Raw genomic sequence first — 18899 nt, forward strand, 5'->3', positions numbered from 1 at the left:
AATGATTGTGGCCATATAAGAAAAAATATATTAGAAGCTTTTAGGCAAAATGAGGCTGGACTCAACATTTCATAACAGAATGTATTCGAGATTTATCAATTATTCGTTGAAACGGATCAGGTTGAGCAACCAGAACAGAAAAAGCTGATGAAACAACTTTGGACTACACTTAAATAGCCGAGGTGGTCTTGAAAGGTGAAATTTGATTAGGAAAGGTGAGGTATCAACGGAGATTTAAAATCTAGACATACATAGGCCTTTTTTACTGGGCTTGTATATAAAATAAATGGAGAGTTTTTTAACTCTCCATTTATTTATTCATTCTGATGTGTTTAAAAAATTTCTATAGAAATAAATTAAAGATTATCACTTAAATTAATTCTGGCCTGTGCTGCCTTTTCCTTTTTGGCTGAGGCTTTACCCCAGTTAAACTTTTGTGCACAGATGCCTAAGCCCACAATAAATAATGCAAGCACACTGGTATAAACCACTTCTTTAAAATAGGTTCCTTCAATAATCATGGTAATTAAAGCGCCGACAATAAAGATAATGACCAGATAAGTGAGCCATGGGAATAACCACATCTTGAATGGAATATTTTGTCCTTCAGCTTCCAGTTTTTTACGTAACTTAAGCTGAGAAATGGCAATAGCAAGATAGACATATAAAGATACGGTACCAGTCGCTAACATCAAGACATCATAAATATTCATACTTTCGGTGGCAGTCAGATAAATCGCCACGAAAGAAAACAGGCTTGAAAAGATGACACCTACCCATGGGCTGTTATTGCGGTTGGTTAAACCGAAACTCTTTGGTGCATCTCCACGTTTCGAGAGGGAATAGACCATGCGTGAACAGGTATAAAGTGCGGAGTTAAAGCAGCTACATACCGAGGTGAGCACGACAAAATTAACAATATGGCGTGCTTCTGGAATACCGAGTGCAGTAAGTGCCACACTATACGTACCCCAGGTCGGATCTTTCAATAAAGGATTATTGTGCGGAATCAGGCAAACCGTAATTAGCATTGAACCGACATAGAATAAAATGATACGCCATACAATTGAATTAGCGGCCTTACGAATTTCCTTGGCGGGATCTTTGGTTTCAGCTGCTGCCACGGTAACAATTTCTGCTCCCATATAAGCAAACATTACACCCAGTAAGGCAGTGATCACCGATGAAAAGCCATTGGGCATAAAGCCTTGAGCGGTTAGATGAGTTGTACCACCGAGCATAGAGGCATCGCCCCAAGGCCACAGGTGCATCACGGCCAAACTACCAAACACCAGAAACAGTACAATGGCAATAACTTTGATCAGGGCAAACCAGAACTCGAATTCACCAAAGTTTTTTACGTCACGGAGATTAATCCAGACCAGTGCTACAGTGACCAGAAGCATATAGCCCCAGATCGGGATAAATGGAAACCAGCTATTTAGGATTTTCCCGGCAACAAAGGCTTCCCAGCCCATGAGCAACGTCCAGAAAGACCAGTATAACCAGCCGATAGAAAATCCAGCCCAGCGCCCGATTCCACGATCCGCATAGGTTGAAAATGAACCACTGTCGGGATTCAGTACCGCCATTTCTCCCAGCATACGCATGATGAGTAAAACTAATAGTCCACCTAGAGTATAGGCAATGAGTGCAGCCGGTCCTGCAGAATAGATGACATTACCGGAGCCGACAAAGAGTGCTCCACCAATGACACCGGCAATTGAAATCATGGTGAGATGGCGTGATTTAAGTCCGTTTTTTAAGCCGTTTGATGATTCGGAATTGGAGAAATGTTGATGTTCTGCCATATAATTTCCCTTAATATCAATAGCGTAGCGGCAATAAAATTCCTTATTTGGCTTACGCTATCTTATCCTTTGAAACTGTAACCGAATTCATCAGTGCTTGACCAATATTAAGTTAATCTTAATAAAATAAATCCTTGTAGCCCTATAGACAGGATCACACTTTGATTAAAGTACGGTTACATGCTGTTCATGTATGCAGTTAATTTCTCTTTTTTGTTGTAAAGTGACGAGAGCCATTTTTGAGCAATTCAAAGGAGCCAATTGGCTTAAGAGATAAAAAATATAAGCAGGCAATATTTACAGAAAAATAAAGCTTACCTAAAATATCAGGCTAAAAGCAGGTTTACGTTCCCTTTAAAAATAAATTAAAAGCTTTTTGATTTTAAAAATATAATTGTATTGATCCCTGAGTTTTTACTAAGTTAAAGTGCGGATCCCATGCTCGCGCAAGCACTTTAACAATATCCCGAAAGCCACCAGAATTTCCTGTTCACTCACACAGGCAAAGCCCAGTAATAATCCTTTCTGCCGGGTGGAATAATGTTTGGTATAGTATTGCGATAAGGCTCTGACCTTGATTCCCAGTTCAAGCGCTTTGGATGCAATCAAGACATCATCACTGCTGCTCGGCAATTTTAAAATCAGATGCAAACCGGCGGCGGTATTGTATTCATGCAGAAAATCTTCACCTAAATGTCGGCGAATCAGGTCAATTAAAAAAGCGTGGCGTTTACCGTACAATAAACGCATCCGTCGGATATGCGCCTCATAATGTCCTTCACGGATAAATTCAGCCAGTGTTTGCTGATCGATTAAGTGACCACCACGATAAAGTTCCGAAGCTACAATTCGCAATGAAGAAAAGAGCTGTTTTGGTACCACTAAATAGCCAATACGCAGGGCCGGATAAATCGTCTTACTGAACGTCCCCATATAAATCACCGGAGAATCCGGCTCTAAACCTTGTAAAGAAGGATAGGGCTGGCCCGAGAACCTGAACTCGCTGTCATAATCATCTTCAACAATCCAGCTATTGTGCTGGCGTGCCAGTGCAATTAACTGTTTGCGCCGTTCTAAACTTAAATGTGAGCCCAAAGGATACTGATGCGACGGCGTCACAAAAATCAGTTTAGGTGGTTTCTTGGGATGCAGATCGGGAATAATCCCTTCCTGATCCACCGGTAAGGAACGTAGATTGACGCCATTAATTCGTAAAATATTACGCGCGCCCCAATAGGCTGGATCTTCGATCCAGACCTCATCGCCTATGTCGCTTAAAGTACGCGAGACCAAATCAATCGCCTGATGGGTGCCTTCGGTAATAATGATCTGATCAGCATCGCACTGCACTGAACGGGCAATTTTCAGATATTCTGCCAGCTCCTGACGCAGTTCCAGAGAGCCACCGGCATTGCTGTAAATCAGGTTGTTAACTTGAGGTTCACGGCTCAAACGCGTCTGGATTTTGCTGAAAATATGATGCGGAAATTCGGTTACATCGGGTGCGCCCGGTACAAAGGCTCCCCATTGATAAGGCGAAGCCGCGGAATAGCCGAGCAAGTAAGAACCGCGTTGCGACAGATTATAATTTTGCTGTGCTTTTTTTTCTGCAACGGCAGGAGAATTCTGTTCTGCCTTCACCAAAAAGGATTCGGGTAATTTCTCTACTACCCAGGTACCTTGACCGGTACGGGCATCAACATAACCCTGTGCCTGTAATTGTTCATAGGCATTTAACACCGTATTACGCGATACCTGAATCTCTTTAGCCAGATCACGTGATGCAGGCAAGCGGGTTTTGGGAGCCAATACGCTATCAATAATCGCGTTACGCAAGCAGCGGAACAGGCGCATCTGTAATGTTCCTGTGACATCTTGCTGCAATCGCTGCAGTAAATAATCTCCAAGCAAGCTACGCAATTGGCTCTCTCCTACAAATTTGAAATGGCTCTCGTGAGAGCGGTATTGCTAGGTGCAAAATAGTCTGATCAGGCAGTCATTGTAAAGTGTCTTGTATGCGTTTTGATCATGTACCTGCGGCTTGAATGCGAGCATACAGGCGGGCAGGCAATATACACAGATACCGATTAAAACTAAAGCGGAAAATCTAGACACTGATTTTGTTTGGAGCTCGCTGAACTAAGACCTGAATCAAGCAATGATTGCCATAACAGCCGAATAGAGATGTGTTGCAGCCGCCAGGACATACGACTGCATATAACAAAAGGATCATAGAATGAACATGATGATGAAAGGATTGACCTATACCGAGCAAGGTACAACGGCCTGGAACAATTATCTTAAGCAACTGGATAAAGTAGCGCCTTATCTGGGTGAGCTGAGTGAACGACTGGACATGCTGCGACGCCCAAAGCGCAGTTTGATTGTCGATGTTCCGGTCATCATGGATGATGGTACGGTTCAGCATTTTGAAGGCTATCGTGTTCAGCACAATTTAACTCGCGGTCCAGGCAAAGGCGGCGTGCGTTTTCATCCAGATGTCAATTTGGATGAGGTGATGGCTCTGTCGGCCTGGATGACGATCAAATGTGCTGCTCTAAATTTACCTTTTGGCGGTGCCAAAGGCGGTGTGCGAGTTGATCCGAGCCAGCTTTCCAAGCGCGAACTGGAACGCTTGACCCGACGTTATACGGCAGAAATCAATTTAATTATTGGACCGCAAAAAGATATTCCGGCGCCGGATGTTGGAACCAATCCGCAAATCATGGCCTGGATGATGGATACGTTTTCCATGAATGCGGGTTCTACGATTACTGGTGTAGTGACCGGAAAGCCGGTTCATTTAGGGGGGTCTTTAGGCCGCAGTAAAGCCACAGGCCGTGGTGTGTTTATTAGCGGTCGTGAAGTTGCCCAGCAAATTGGTCTAGATTTAAAAAATGCCCGGGTCTGTGTACAGGGTTTCGGTAATGTCGGCAGTGAAGCTGCGCTGCTTTTCCAGGAAAATGGCAGCAAAGTGATCTGTGTTCAGGACCATTCTGCCACCCTGTATCAGGAACAGGGGATTGATATTAGAAAGCTGCTTGAATACTCAAATACCCACCATAAAATTCAGGGATTTTCTGCCAGCGATGAAATTTCTGCATCAGCTTTCTGGACCATTCCTGCCGAAGTCTTTATTCCGGCAGCGCTGGAAGGTGTGATTAATACTCAGGTCGCGCAAAATATTCAGACCAAAATGATTCTGGAAGGTGCCAATGGTCCCACTTTGACTGAATCGGATGAAATTCTGAGTGAGCGTCATATTACCGTGGTGCCAGATGTAATCTGCAATGCGGGTGGCGTGACGGTCAGCTATTTTGAATGGGTTCAGGATTTGGCCAGTTATTTCTGGACCGAGGAAGAGATTAATCAGCGTATGGATGCCAGCATGAAAAATGCGGTACAGGATGTATGGCAAAAATCAGTCCAGGCCGGATGTTCTTTGCGTACAGCCGCTTATATTCTGGCCTGTGAGCGGATTTTAATGGCGCGTCAGGAACGCGGCATCTATCCGGGTTAAGCGAAGTTTTTGCAAGATGGATTAATCCATAAAAATGAATGGATTTAATCCATGATGACCTATCCTAAATTTTTGCAATGGATTTTTAAATTGGCTTCTTTATTTAAAAAGGAGCCAATTTTTATTAAAAACATAAATACTTGTTTATAAATAAAATAATTTTATATTTTGACTCTTTTACTAATTTCAACTAGACCAATTGGCTCCTTCGATCTGCTGCAAAGTGGCTCTCGTCTCATACGTATAAAAGCGCAAAATGAACCATATCAGCCAGTCTTTGGCAAATTTCTATCCCAAGATCCGGATAGCAAAATTTACAACGTATGAATCAAGAATGAGGATACAAAATGGACAGTAAACACTCAGCACTGAATGCACGTAAACAGCAGGCAACACCACGTGGTGTTGGGGTCATGTGTCAATGGTACGCAGAGAAAGCAGAAAACTCGACCATTTGGGATGCAGAAGGCAATCAATATATCGACTTTGCGGGCGGGATCGCCGTACTGAATACTGGCCATCGCCATCCTAAAATTATTGCTGCGGTCACTGAACAATTAACCAAATTTACCCATACGGCTTATCAGGTTGTACCATACGAGAGTTACGTTGCTCTGGCAGAACGTATCAATGCACGCGCACCCATCCAAGGTGCTGCAAAAACCTCATTCTTTTCGACTGGTGCTGAAGCTGTCGAAAATGCAGTTAAAATTGCCCGTGCCCATACTGGCCGTCATGGCATTGTGACTTTTGGTAATGGTTTTCATGGCCGTTCATTCATGACGATGGCCATGACCGGTAAAACTGCACCTTATAAACGCGACTTTGGGGTGATGCCTGGTGGTGTTTTCCATGCCCGTTACCCGGTGGAATCCAAAGGCATTAGTGTTAATGATGCAATTCAAAGCATTGAAGATATTTTCGCAGAAGATATTGCTGCGCATGACGTAGCAGCGATTGTGCTTGAGCCTGTACAAGGCGAAGGCGGTTTTAATGTGGTGCCTGCAGAATTCCTGAAACGCTTGCGTGTACTATGCGATCAAAACGGCATTTTACTGATTGCTGATGAAGTACAGTCTGGTTTTGCGCGTACAGGTAAACTGTTTGCGATGGATTATTATGAGACCAAGCCAGATCTGATTACGATGGCAAAGAGTCTGGGCGGCGGTTTCCCGATTTCAGGCGTTGTGGGTCGTGCTGAAGTGATGGATGCACCAAATCCGGGTGGATTGGGCGGTACTTATGCCGGTAACCCGGTTGCTGTTGCGGCTGCCCATGCGGTACTGGATATCATTGAAGAAGAAGGTCTTTGTGAAAGAGCGAATGATCTAGGCGCAGAACTGGTTGATGTTTTACATGAACTGAAAATGTCATCTAGCATGGTCAAAGATATTCGTGCACTGGGCTCAATGGTGGCGGTTGAGCTTGAAACTGCGGAACAGGCAAAAGCTGTACAAAACCATGCCATGCAAAATGGTCTGTTAATCCTGACCTGCGGTCGTTATGGTAATGTAATCCGTTTCCTATACCCGCTCACGATTCCGGCAGAACAGTTCCGTGCGGGATTGGCTATCTTGAAACAAGGGTTTGCACTGTCTGTCGCAGCCTAATAAAAGAGTAATGATCATGCTTCAAGCGCAATATAGAGATTTATTACAGCATCCTGATATCAACTTCGATCAGCCTGCCACGGATGAATATATTGAAGTCAAAGATGCAGCAACCCAAGCCACTTTGGCCTGGGTAAAATCCCATGACCGGACATCTGTAGAACAGCTGATAGCTCGTTCTCAGCAAGCCCAAAAAGCCTGGAAAACCAAGACAGCCCTCGAACGTGCGGATGTGCTTTGGGCCTGGTTCAATCTGATGCAGGAACATAAAGAATCTTTGGCTCAGATTCTGACTGCTGAACAGGGTAAGCCACTGGCTGAGGCACGGGGTGAAATCGGTTATGCTGCTTCCTTTATCCGCTGGTTTGCTGAGCAGGCACGCCGTATTGATGGTGACGTGTTGACTCCAACGCTTGCCCATCAACGGTTATTGGTCATTAAGCAGGCGATTGGGGTGACAGCGGCCATTACACCGTGGAATTTTCCGGCGGCGATGATTACCCGTAAAGCCGCGCCAGCTCTGGCTGCTGGCTGTTCCATGCTGGTTAAACCGGCTGAACAAACGCCTTTAACCGCCTATGCGCTTGAAGTTTTGGCCTTGCGCGCAGGTTTGCCACAAGATGTATTGCTGCATGTCAGTGGTGATGCGGTTGAAGTGGGTCAGGTCTTATGTGAAAGCGAAACCGTGAAAAAGTTAAGCTTTACCGGCTCAACTCAAGTCGGTCGTATCCTGATGCAGCAATGTGCGCCGACCATCAAAAAACTGTCCTTAGAACTTGGTGGCAATGCGCCAGTTCTGGTCTTTGATGACGCCAATCTTGAACAGGCGGTACAGGGCATCATGGCCAGTAAATTCCGGAACAGTGGGCAGACCTGTGTTTGTGCGAACCGGATTTATATACAAGATGGCATTTATGATGCGCTGGTAGAAAAACTGGTGGCTGCCGTTGACAAACTGAAAGTCGGTGATGGCCGTGATGAAGCTTCTACCCAAGGTCCATTAATTGATGAGGCTGCGATTGAAAAAGTGCAGTCACATATTGCCGATGCAGTGAGCAAAGGTGCACAGGTGAAAACCGGTGGACAGCGCTCAAATCTGGGCGGTACATTCTTCGAACCAACGCTTCTGACTGAAGTCACCCAGCAGATGCGTGTGGCAAAAGAAGAAACTTTTGGACCGTTGGCGCCGTTATTCCGCTTCAAGACTGAAGAAGAAGCAATTCAGATGGCGAACGATACGGAATTCGGTCTGGCCACCTATGTATTTACCCAAAGTACAGCACGTCAGTGGCGTGTAGGCGAAGCCTTAGAATACGGTATGGTGGGAATCAATACCGGAGCTATCTCTAATGAGGTTGCGCCATTTGGTGGAGTCAAGCAATCAGGATTAGGCCGTGAAGGGTCCAAATTCGGTATGGATGAATATCTTGAAATGAAATATCTCTGTGTTGATATTTCTTCATAATGACGTTTAAAAAGTAAACGTATTCATTAAAAAACTGATAAGAAAATATCAGCCTCCAGTGAATCCCGCGTTTAATTTAAACCGGGATTCCTGCGATGGAGCAAGGACTCAATAAACAGATTGGAGCAGGGCATATTTTCAGTTGTTAAACCATTCTTCTTCTCTAAAATTCCCGCAAATATCAATTAAAGCATCAGCTTCTCATCAGGATTTAACCCTGATTTCTAACTTTAAACCAAAAGCATCCAGTAATTTCTGCATAGACTTGAGTGTTGGATTTCCTTCAGGTTGTTCCATTTTCTGTAGAGTTTGGGGAGCAATCTTGGTAATTTTAGCCATATCGTTGAGTGTGAGGTGCAACTCGGTACGAATGAAGCGAGCAACCTGATGAAAAGGCCAGTCAGGATTGTTACTGACGGTTTCAAGTACAGACAATCTCTTTTGCATCTGTTTAATCGGAGTCAGTGGCTTGAAGCGTTTATCCATAATTCAGCTCCTCCAATTGTTGGCAAATATTATCAATTCGATACTGGCTATTTTCTAGAATTTCAGGTGCCAATTGCAGATACTGCATGTGCTCGAGTAACCCCTGATAAAGTGGTAATTGCTCGACTAGCACCGCTCTGATTTCTTCTGAATCAATTAGCGTACTTTCTGTTATCTGTTCGATAACTGAATGCCAAATTGGCATACCACCATGATCATCTCGCTCCCAACGCGTAGTTCGGGCAATACCATCTGGATGGAGCCACATCGGCGCAAAATCAAATAATGGGGTTAGTTGAATGATTCCGTTATTGAAACGTTGAATCGCTGTATTACGGGTATGATTGTCCTTATTGCCTAAAGCAACATTGGCAAGATCACGCTTCAAATATTCAAAGATTTCCTGTTTTGGTTCAGTACAGCATTGCATCAACAGGCTACAGATCTGGTTATGGGTCATTCTTACCCCAAAACCGGCTTTTCCTCCCAGAGAAGCAATACTTTCCTGGGCAATTCTTTCAACCTTCCCATCGCTGACTTTACGGTCAAATCGGGGAATAAATAAAGTCTTACCATGCAGCTCCAGTTCCTGATGAACACGAAGTCCCAGGTATTGGGCAATTTTCATATATAAGGCTTCGTGCATCAAAATTTTATCTAGATTCTGATCACTGCCACGACTGAATTTCACCAGCCAATGCTGTTTGACCTGATGATCTGTCAGCGTGTGATCCAGATAGAACAGGTCATCATGACCTTGAGTCAGCAGTAATTTTGGCCACTCGCCCTGAATACCAGAAGAGCCGGCAATAAAAAGTCCATAAGAGGCTAAGGATTCAATAAAGTTTTCTTGACGTTCTACGACTTGGTCTAGGCTAAAGCCATGATTCTGCTGAACAGGAAACTGCCCCTGTAGCCATTCATAAGCCTCTTTAATCCGTAAATTACCAATCGGATTACCTGCACCCGCTTTTAGAAGCGCCCAGTCTGCTTGTTCCTGAGTGTTTTCAGAAAAATTAAGCTGACGGAGTAATTCTTTACGGCCATAACCTTGAGGTAACAAATCCATCAGGAAGGCTGGCCAGGTAGATTGCAAGGTATTTTGTACATTTACTGGTAAATGATAGGCTAGCGCATGCCCATCGCTTAGGTCCATATAAGAAATAGCATATTCAAATAGATATGATGTGCGCGTGGCTGCTTGCCATCCAGTTTGTTGTTGACCGACAATCTCAACAATAGCGCAATCCAGCCATTCATCTTCCTGATAAATCTGCAGTGTGCAATATTGATTCATAATTTTATTAAAATAGTAAAGTAAAGTGATTTTATTTATTATATACCTATTTTAATAAAAAACTAATTTTATCTTCTTAAAGTTCTTTATCGTTCTAAAAGGCCTTATCTTCACCAGAATACAAGGCTTATGAGGCTATATAACAAGATGTATCCTCATAGAAATCAATATATAACCCAATTAATTTTTAAATATCAGAGGAGCTCTAACCCTGGTTATTTATTATGAATCTTTCTTTTGAATAAAATTTTAAGCAGCAAATAAAGGACTAAATCCCCGTTTACGTAGTAATTTTCGGTACATACTCGAGCTTCGATCTGCCGGAAAATGCGCTTCTAAAGATAAGTCCAGAGGTAAATATTCAGGTTTCTGATTTTCTACAATCACACGATCTTCCTCGAAAATTTTCATATTAAAGGCATAGGCATCTTCAACCGGTAAATCTTTATCATAATTGCGGCAAATAGGTGCAAAAAGTCGTGTTGAACGCGCAGTCATGGGTGAAGCCGCATTCATGATGACCTGCTTGGCATGATTTGGAAAATGAATCGTAAGTGTTGCAGTAAAGGGTAGGCTCACTTCAAAATGACGTAACCATTTAAAATCTTCCTGGCCACGCTGCTCTGTTCCGATCGGATAACGTCCCACACTGCTGATATAATCTGCATTAAAACCGACCTCCGTTTCTGTCGTACTGTAATCAGGAACTTCTACATCCTCCGGATCGCCAAAAGTGTCTGGATGCACCCAGGCAAAATGAGCCACATCAATAAAACCTTCGAGCTGTCTTCCTGCAAAACATTGAATGTCTATCTGAGGGCAGACCAGTTGCTGATACTCAGCATCATCCCAAAAAGGCATGTTAGGAATATGAGGTTCTGCATCTTTTGTAGCGCTTAATGAACACCAGATCAGACCATACTTTTCTACCGCAGCATAAGTTTTCAAATGGAAACGTTCCGATATTTTATGCTGAGGATGTGCAGGAATACGGTTGCATTTACCTTCATTGCCAAAGCGTAAACCGTGATAACGACACACCACGCCTTGGCCGTCATTTTTTCCCAAGCTTAAAGGTACACCGCGATGCGGACATGCATCTTTCGCCACCACCAGTTCATCGTTCATTTTATAAATCACCAGAGGCATATCAAGCAGCATGCTACTTGTTGGCTGATCTGTAATATCACGCGCAAGTGCAATCGGATACCAGTACTGAGCCAAAAGATGCCAGTCATGTTCCTCGAATGTCATATGGACTGGTAAGTCGGGACTAAAAGCGGCGATATTTGTATTCATAATGGGTTCTGTGTCATGACCTTTAGCTGGACTATAAAACAGCAATGTGTTCTATGAAATTTCAATTAACAGGACATAGGATTGCGTAAATCAGAACACTGACCAGCGATTAAAAACAAAATAAGCATCTTTCCAGGTTTTTTATGTTCAACCACGCAAATATTGAGATGGGATATTTAAATGCTTAAATCTCCTAAAAATAATCTTTTTAAGCCTATGTTCGCGCTGTCGATGCTCTACTTTGGCGCACAAATTGCTTATCACGCGTATAGACAATTGATCATTTACTCAGAATCGACAAGGATTTGATGTGACGACTAGCTATTTACGCGGACAAGAACTTATCGAGAGCATTCGCAGTGCACCTTATTCGCGTGACCTGATTGGTTATCATGGCGAACCACCAAAAGTGCAATGGCCAAACGGCGCGCGTGTCGCGGTACAGTTTGTGCTGAATTATGAAGAAGGTGGTGAAAACCACATTGAACATGGTGATACGGGGTCAGAACAGTTTTTATCTGAAATCATCGGTGCTGCCAGCTTTCCAGACAAACATATGTCGATGGATTCGATGTACGAATATGGTTCACGTGCAGGCTTCTGGCGGATTCATCAGGAGTTCCAGAAACGTGGTTTGCCGATGACTATCTTTGGAGTCGGTATGGCCTTAATACGTAATCCTTATGTGGTCGAGGCGATTAAATCAGCTCATTATGATGTGGTTTCACATGGGCAGCGCTGGCTACATTATCAGGACATGCCGCTTGAACTTGAACGTCAGTATATGGATCAGGCGATCAGTGTTCTGGAAAGCCTGTTTGGTGAAGCGCCTATTGGGTGGTATACCGGTCGGGACAGTCCAAACACCCGTCAACTTCTGGCTGAATTTCCTCACATCAAATATGACGCTGATTACTATGGAGATGACTTGCCATTTTGGAGCACCTTGACCAATCAGGCAGGGGAAACACGTCCGCATTTGATTATTCCTTATAGCCTGGATAGCAATGACATGAAATTCAGTTCACCGGGCGGGTTTAATAGCGGGGAACAGTTTTATCAATATCTCAAAGATGCTTTTGATGTGCTCTATGCCGAAGGCGAAACTGCGCCAAAAATGCTGTCGATTGGCATGCACTGCCGTACTTTAGGACGGCCGGGACGTTTTAAAGCTCTACAAAAGTTCCTGGACTACATTCAAAATCATGACAAGGTCTGGATTTGCCGTCGTGGGGATATTGCCGAGCACTGGTATAACCATCATGCGCCATAATCATAAAATATATTGGAAAAGATCAGTTTAGATGCTCTTTTTTGAGTCATGTACTTTATAAAAATAACAAACACATCAGCTTTGGCACTGTTATTGCAAAACCAGTTTTAAATAACCAAGCAATATAAACAGGCGATTGAATAGTGCAACTTGTTGAATTTAATCAAGCATCAGCAGAAGATGCGATGATCTTTTTAAAGCACTGTGTGCAAATACCCAGCTGGTCGACCGAGCTTGCCACAAAACGTCCTTATGCATCGCTTGAGGATGTTTTGAGTGCAGCGAACCAACAGGCGGCGACCTGGAGTTGGGATGAAATTAAAACTGCGCTGGATAATCATCCCCGTATAGGTGAAAAACAGGCACAGGCTGAATTAAGTGAAATAGAAAAAGACTTTTCCCATCGTGAGCAATCCGGCATTACAGCAGATGACGATACCCAGCTCGCGCTGCTTAAAGGCAATCTTGCCTATGAAAAAAAATATGGGTTTATCTTTCTGATCAAAGCTGCTGGATTGAGCAGTGAAGACGTCCTTCAAGCCCTGAACTATCGTTTGCTAAATGATCCAGAGATTGAGAAACGTATTGTCCATCATCAACTGGCAGAAATTGCCTTGTCACGACTGGCTCAGGAGCTTCATGCATGATTAGCACGCATATTTTAGATACACATCTGGGAAAACCTGCGACAGACGTGGTGGTACGACTTTTTGCTGAAGACGGTCGCTTGCTTGCTGAGACAAAAACCAATACAGACGGTCGCGTCAGTGATTTTGGCATAGTCGATTTAAAAACAGGTATCTATAGTCTTGAGTTTTTTACATCTGCTTATTTTGAAGGTTTGGGTTTAGAAACTTTTTTTCCTAAAGCAGTTATTCATTTTTATGTGAAAGATGCATTCCAGCATTTTCATATTCCTTTACTGATCAGCCCATTCGGGTACTCCACATATCGCGGAAGCTGATTTTATATTTAGACTTTGAGGGTGAGAAAAATGACAGAACAAAGTAAAACAATATCACCTGAACATGAATATTTAGGTGCGGGGAAAAGTGCAGCTTATGGTTTGCAACACGTACTGACCATGTATGGTGGAATTATTGCACCACCTTTAATCGTGGGAACAGCAGCCGGCCTAGAAGCTTATCAAATTGGATTATTGATTGCGGCGGCGCTATTTGTCGGTGGTTTAGCCACAATTTTGCAAACCGTTGGGGGGAAATATATCGGTGCAAAACTACCTTTGGTGCAAGGGGTTTCTTTTGCCGGTGTCGCAACGATGGTGGCGATTGTGACTACAGGCGGTGGTTTGCAAGCCGTCTACGGTGCAGTCGTTGTCGCATCATTGATCGGTTTTTTCCTCGCACCTTATTTTTCCAAAATTATCCGTTTCTTTCCACCAGTCGTGACCGGTTGCATCATTACTATCATTGGTTTGTCTTTATTGCCGGTGGCAGTCCGCTGGATGATGGGCGGCAATCCCAAGGCACCAGAATGGGGAAGTATCGAAAATATTGGTCTGGCACTCATGACTTTAGCTTTAGTCGTCTGCCTGAATTTGAGCCGACATGCTGCTATTCGTCGCTTGTCTATTTTACTGGCAATTGTTTTAGGTTCAGTACTGGCTTATTTATTCGGTTTTGGTGATTTCTCTAAAGTTGCGAATGGAACATGGATTCAGGTACCCAGCTTCTTCGCCTTTGGACTACCGACTTTTGAGCTCACTGCCATCATTTCCATGCTTATCGTTACGCTAGTGATTATGACCGAAACCACAGCAGATATCATTGCAGTGGGTGAGATTGTAGGTACCAAAGTGGATGCGGATCGTATCTCGAATGGCTTGCGTGCCGATATGTTATCGAGTGCGATGGCACCGGTTTTTGGTTCATTTATGCAAAGTGCTTTTGCGCAAAATGTCGGCTTGGTGGCGATTACCGGAATTAAAAGCCGCTTTGTGGTCGCAGCTGGGGGCATGATTTTAGTCGTGTTGGGTTTACTGCCAATTATGGGACGTTTGATTGCTGCCATTCCTGTACCGGTATTAGGTGGTGCAGGTCTGGTACTTTTTGGAACAGTCGCTGCAAGCGGGATTCGTACCTTGGCTAAAATTGATTATAACGAGCAAAAAAATCTTATCATTGTTGCGACGGCTATTGCAGCCGGCATGATTCCCATTATTGATCATTCCTTTTATGCCAACTTTCCAAAATGGGTGCAAACCTTGTTTCATTCGGGGATTAGCTCAACCTGCTTAATGGCCATTTTACTCAACCTGTTGTTCAATCATCTGAACCTATTTAAAAATAAAAGCACAGCGACTACAGAAATTGTGGCAAAGATTCCACATTAGAAAATTTAAACCAGGATGAAAACAGTCCAGAAAATGGGCTGTTTTTTTTATCAAAAATTAAAAATGTTGGCTTTGTTTTTGCTTAATTCAGAATGTGATTCTTTCATTCCATTGGGGACCCTTATTTATGAAATTCACTCAACTTACTGCTGCAACATTACTTGTATTGGGTGCGGCATCCGCACAGGCAAAACCGATCTGGCAAGACTTCAGTGTCACCGGACTTTATGGAGAAAACTATGAGGTGGTCGATGAGAAACAGGCGACTGCGACCTTTGAATATACGGCAAAAGTAAAATATGCAGATGTCTTCTTCTTCATTGACCGTATGCGCGGTGCAGATGACTTTAAATCAAGTTATTTTGAATTTTCACCACGTTTGAGCTTGGGTGAAGTGTCGGGTCAGAAGCTTGCCTTTGGTCCGGTTAAAGATGTACTGGTTTCAACGACCTGGGAAGGTGGAGAGGGTTTTGATAACTTCCTGTACGGCGTAGGTTTCGATCTGGATATTCCATATTTCCGTTATGCCAGCATTAACCTTTATCGCGTGAATAATGAGAATATTGATGATGATTACCAGTTGACACTGACCTATGGCGTGCCAATTAAACTGGGAACTGAAGAATTTCTGGTGGATGGCTTCTTGGACTGGTCTACAGAAGAAGATACTCATGACAGCGAGATGAACTGGACCACCCAATGGAAATGGAATGTCGGTAAACACATTTCTCCAGACACCAATTTATATCTGGGGATTGAACATTCTATCTGGAACAACAAATTCGGTATCCCAAATGCCGATGAAAATAATGTCAGTGCTTTAGTGAAATATCACTTCTAGGCAAAGTGATGAAGAAATAAGTTAAAAGCCCTGATAAAAGGGCTTTTTTTAATGCGTTTAAAATACGATCTGGATGTTTTCAGGAAAAGGATGAACATCACAATTTGATCCGCTACCTATACGATCCACTACGACAAACTCGCTGGGTGCTTCAAGGGTCAATAATGGATGATGCCAGGTTCCGGCACGATAATTTATCCCTTGAGAACCATCACTGATAAATACCTGAATCTGACTAATATCGGGCTGTGTATAATCAAGTTCAGGCGCTACAACGATTAAAAATTGCTGGCCGTGCATTGGAATAAAAGCCTGTGAACCCAGAGGATGTCTTTCCAGCATCGAGATTTGAAAAGGAATTGCCGTAGCTTGCATATTTCTAAAAATACTCAGTCCAACCTTGGCATCACTTTCTACTTCAGACAGGGCATGATAACGCTCAGTCTGCTGCTCATTGATATGAAAATAATGATTACCCTGACAGGCAATGACTTCTCCAAAAGGCAGAAAATTTTCCGTGCTTAAAGACTGTATTTTTATGCTTTGCATATACATGCTCTTCATCATTTAGGCCAATTTTCCCCAGAGCCGAATCCGGCTAATACCACCATCGGGAATCATGTTGACACGAATATGGGAAATTTTTTCGTGCTGTAAAATTTCATTGATGTAATGATGAATATGATCCATTTGCATGGGCTGAGCTTCTAACAAAAAAGGCCAGAACATGCTTTGTGGAATGAGTTGCTCATCGGTTGCATCCTCAACATAGATGGCTTGAATAGAAACCTCTGCAGGGAAATTTCCCTTAAAATGGGCGGTATCAATTTCAATTTTCTCGATTCGGGCACTGGCGCCTAAAGCCAAAATGCACCAGTCAAATCCTGGAGCACGACGCCGTTTGGTTTCCCAGCCATCGCCCATGTTAATGCCACGTCCCGGATTAATCAGATTGCGTGGATGTCCAAAATGCGCATCGCTATAGGCAACGACACGGCCACCATGTTCTAGTGCCAAAACATCTAGCATTTGATCACTATCTTGCAGATTGATTTTTACCTGACCATAGACCTTAAAACGTGCAATCCCACCGTCAGGATAAATATTCAAACGGACATGGGTAAATATCTGCTTTGCTGAAATCTGAACAATATGATGCTGGCTGGGGCCCAAGACATTATTTTCTATAATGCTGATCCATTCTGCCTGATCAAGATTTCCATCTGGCGCATAACATGCTTGCACAGCAGCAGAGGCCGGATAATTACCGCTAAAAAAAGTCGTATCAATATCCAGTGCCTGTATTTGACCTGCAACAGCAAGTTTAATGATGGCCCAATCATAGCCCGTGTGGCGCTTGCGACGGGTTTCCCAGCCATCCATCCATTTGCCATGCTCATCAAACTTGTCTTCGATAAAGACCGGTGCCTCAAATTGCAACATGCGTTTTGCTTCAGCAAAAAACTCATCTGAACATTCAAGAATTTCTGCGCCAATTCGGGCATCTGCAAGGTTAGTTAACTGCTGTACTGGAGCAGGCAGATCAAAAATTGGAGCTAATAAGGTCGCCATCTTAAATTTCCATCATTGGTATACGTCACATGAATATGCACTTTTATAAATACAAATTTAGGTCTTCTGCCTTTATAAAAACAGGACATTGAAGGAATTTAAAAGCACAGCGTGTGCCAACTCTTGCTATTTTTTTAGTGCATTTTTTTCAGGATGGCACGTTTTTAGCATTTTAGCTGGCAATGAAGATGAAATAGCCAGGAGGAATAGATGGAGATTGCAATTATTGGGGCAGGCATGGGCGGGTTAACCACAGGAATTGCACTAAAAAAGTTCGGACATCGGGTCACCATCTATGAGCAGGCAGAACAGATTTTACCTGTCGGTGCTGCAATTTCCTTGTGGTCAAACGGGGTGAAGTGTTTGAACTATCTGGGCTTAACTGAACAGGTAGCAAAGTTAGGTGGCCAGATGAATGACTTAGCCTATATCGATGGTTTGAATGGCGAGGTCATGACGCAGTTTAGTTTGGCGCCGTTAATTGAAGAAGTCGGTCAACGTCCATATCCGGTATCGCGTGCTGAATTACAAAATATGTTAATGGATGAGTTTGGCCGGCAGGATATTCAGCTCGGTAAAAAAATGGTGTCTATTGAGGATAAGGGGCAACACGTTGAAATCGGTTTTCAGGATGGCAGCACTGTTTCTGCAGCATTATTGATTGGCGCAGATGGTACCCATTCCATGACGCGTCAGTATGTATTGGGCAAACAGGTTGAACGCCGTTATGCTGGCTATGTGAACTGGAACGGACTGGTTGAGATCTCTGAAGATTTAGCGCCCGCACAGCAGTGGACCACTTTTGTCGGTGAAGGCAAACGCGCTTCACTGATGCCTGTGGCAGAGCATCGCTTTTATTTCTTCTTTGATGTGCCATTGCCCGCAGGTCTGGAGAATCAACGTTCGGAATATAAGATCTTATTAAAGCAATATTTCTCTGGCTGGTGCTCCCAGGTTCAGCGCTTAATTGACAGTATTGATGAGCAGAAAACCAATCGTGTCGAGATCCATGATATTGAGCCTTTTACCCAGTTTTATAAGGGCCGTGTGGTAATTTTAGGGGATGCAGCACATAGCACCACACCGGATATCGGGCAGGGAGGTTGCCAGGCAATGGAAGATGCGGTCTATCTGGCACGTGCCTTACAAATTAATACGCTAGGTCTGGAAGATGCCCTGAAACGCTATCAGAATAAACGCAATGAACGCGCCAATGAATTGCTGCTACGTGCACGTAAGCGTTGTGATGTCACGCATATGAAAGATGAGCAAATTACCAAAGACTGGTATGCAGACCTACGGAAAGAACAAGGCCCACATATTATGAAAGGCATTATTAGCAATATTGTGGGTAATCCATTGGATTAAGTCT

Annotated in this window: 16 protein-coding genes; 9 read left to right on the forward strand and 7 right to left on the reverse strand. The window is 43.5% G+C overall.

All coding sequences use genetic code 11. From position 1 onward, the window contains the following. Positions 1-356 precede the first annotated feature (356 nt). The gene (locus tag ACP7BU_RS00190; RefSeq protein ID WP_253145647.1) at positions 357-1811 is read right to left on the reverse strand and encodes an amino acid permease; all 1455 of its coding nucleotides are present in this window, start codon (positions 1809-1811) and stop codon (positions 357-359) included. Positions 1812-2228: 417 nt separating this feature from the next. Beyond that, a complete protein-coding gene (locus ACP7BU_RS00195; RefSeq protein WP_004646934.1) occupies positions 2229-3731 on the reverse strand; it encodes a PLP-dependent aminotransferase family protein in 1503 nt (500 codons plus the stop codon). 328 nt (positions 3732-4059) lie between these two features. Here ACP7BU_RS00195 and ACP7BU_RS00200 point away from each other — a divergent pair, with 328 nt between their 5' ends. The 3 genes from ACP7BU_RS00200 to ACP7BU_RS00210 all read left to right on the forward strand — a co-directional run bounded on the left by ACP7BU_RS00200 (position 4060) and on the right by ACP7BU_RS00210 (position 8406). Then, positions 4060-5331, forward strand: coding sequence for a Glu/Leu/Phe/Val family dehydrogenase (locus ACP7BU_RS00200; protein ID WP_425878594.1), 1272 nt, complete (start codon positions 4060-4062; stop codon positions 5329-5331). Positions 5332-5678: 347 nt separating this feature from the next. Next, entirely contained in the window at positions 5679-6941 is a 1263-nt protein-coding gene (gene gabT / locus ACP7BU_RS00205; RefSeq protein WP_005106976.1) for a 4-aminobutyrate--2-oxoglutarate transaminase, read from the forward strand. A gap of 16 nt (positions 6942-6957) precedes the next feature. After that, positions 6958-8406 carry an NAD-dependent succinate-semialdehyde dehydrogenase gene (locus ACP7BU_RS00210; protein ID WP_425878387.1) on the forward strand — a complete coding sequence of 483 codons (1449 nt, stop codon included), beginning with the start codon at positions 6958-6960 and terminating at the stop codon, positions 8404-8406. A 204-nt stretch (positions 8407-8610) separates the two neighbouring features. On the opposite strand, the gene ACP7BU_RS00215 is transcribed toward ACP7BU_RS00210, so the two are convergent. The 3 genes from ACP7BU_RS00215 to ACP7BU_RS00225 form a co-directional block, all read right to left on the reverse strand. Next, entirely contained in the window at positions 8611-8892 is a 282-nt protein-coding gene (locus tag ACP7BU_RS00215; protein WP_425878385.1) for a helix-turn-helix domain-containing protein, read from the reverse strand. Beyond that, positions 8885-10189, reverse strand: a complete 1305-nt coding sequence (locus tag ACP7BU_RS00220; protein WP_425878383.1) for a type II toxin-antitoxin system HipA family toxin — start codon at positions 10187-10189, stop codon at positions 8885-8887. The genes ACP7BU_RS00215 and ACP7BU_RS00220 overlap by 8 nt, the downstream gene beginning before the upstream one ends. A 249-nt stretch (positions 10190-10438) precedes the next feature. Beyond that, a complete protein-coding gene (locus tag ACP7BU_RS00225) occupies positions 10439-11488 on the reverse strand; it encodes a Rieske 2Fe-2S domain-containing protein (RefSeq protein ID WP_005106979.1) in 1050 nt (349 codons plus the stop codon). 310 nt (positions 11489-11798) lie between these two features. Here ACP7BU_RS00225 and puuE point away from each other — a divergent pair, with 310 nt between their 5' ends. The 5 genes from puuE (at position 11799) to ACP7BU_RS00250 (ending at position 15955) form a co-directional block, all read left to right on the forward strand. Then, the gene (gene puuE, locus ACP7BU_RS00230; protein WP_425878381.1) at positions 11799-12761 is read left to right on the forward strand and encodes an allantoinase PuuE; all 963 of its coding nucleotides are present in this window, start codon (positions 11799-11801) and stop codon (positions 12759-12761) included. Between the two features lie 143 nt (positions 12762-12904). Continuing rightward, positions 12905-13408 (forward strand): 2-oxo-4-hydroxy-4-carboxy-5-ureidoimidazoline decarboxylase, encoded by a 504-nt coding sequence (gene uraD, locus ACP7BU_RS00235; protein WP_253114016.1) that lies wholly within the window; start codon positions 12905-12907, stop codon positions 13406-13408. Next, positions 13405-13725, forward strand: coding sequence for a hydroxyisourate hydrolase (gene uraH / locus ACP7BU_RS00240; protein WP_425878378.1), 321 nt, complete (start codon positions 13405-13407; stop codon positions 13723-13725). The genes uraD and uraH overlap by 4 nt, the downstream gene beginning before the upstream one ends. A gap of 30 nt (positions 13726-13755) precedes the next feature. Beyond that, a complete protein-coding gene (locus tag ACP7BU_RS00245) occupies positions 13756-15114 on the forward strand; it encodes a nucleobase:cation symporter-2 family protein (protein WP_425878376.1) in 1359 nt (452 codons plus the stop codon). Between the two features lie 127 nt (positions 15115-15241). Then, positions 15242-15955 carry an outer membrane protein OmpK gene (locus ACP7BU_RS00250; protein WP_004280255.1) on the forward strand — a complete coding sequence of 238 codons (714 nt, stop codon included), beginning with the start codon at positions 15242-15244 and terminating at the stop codon, positions 15953-15955. A 57-nt stretch (positions 15956-16012) separates the two neighbouring features. Here the strand turns inward: ACP7BU_RS00250 and ACP7BU_RS00255 are convergent, their stop codons facing one another. Both ACP7BU_RS00255 and alc read right to left on the reverse strand, forming a co-directional pair. Then, positions 16013-16510 carry an ureidoglycolate lyase gene (locus ACP7BU_RS00255; RefSeq protein ID WP_425878373.1) on the reverse strand — a complete coding sequence of 166 codons (498 nt, stop codon included), beginning with the start codon at positions 16508-16510 and terminating at the stop codon, positions 16013-16015. A gap of 12 nt (positions 16511-16522) precedes the next feature. Next, entirely contained in the window at positions 16523-17527 is a 1005-nt protein-coding gene (gene alc / locus ACP7BU_RS00260; RefSeq protein WP_425878372.1) for an allantoicase, read from the reverse strand. Positions 17528-17737: 210 nt separating this feature from the next. On the opposite strand from alc, the gene hpxO reads away from it, so the two are divergent. Then, entirely contained in the window at positions 17738-18895 is a 1158-nt protein-coding gene (hpxO, locus tag ACP7BU_RS00265; RefSeq protein ID WP_425878370.1) for an FAD-dependent urate hydroxylase HpxO, read from the forward strand. Positions 18896-18899 lie beyond the last annotated feature (4 nt).

This window comes from Acinetobacter sp. 40AMC3-4 (assembly GCF_049898185.1).
Taxonomy (GTDB): domain Bacteria; phylum Pseudomonadota; class Gammaproteobacteria; order Pseudomonadales; family Moraxellaceae; genus Acinetobacter.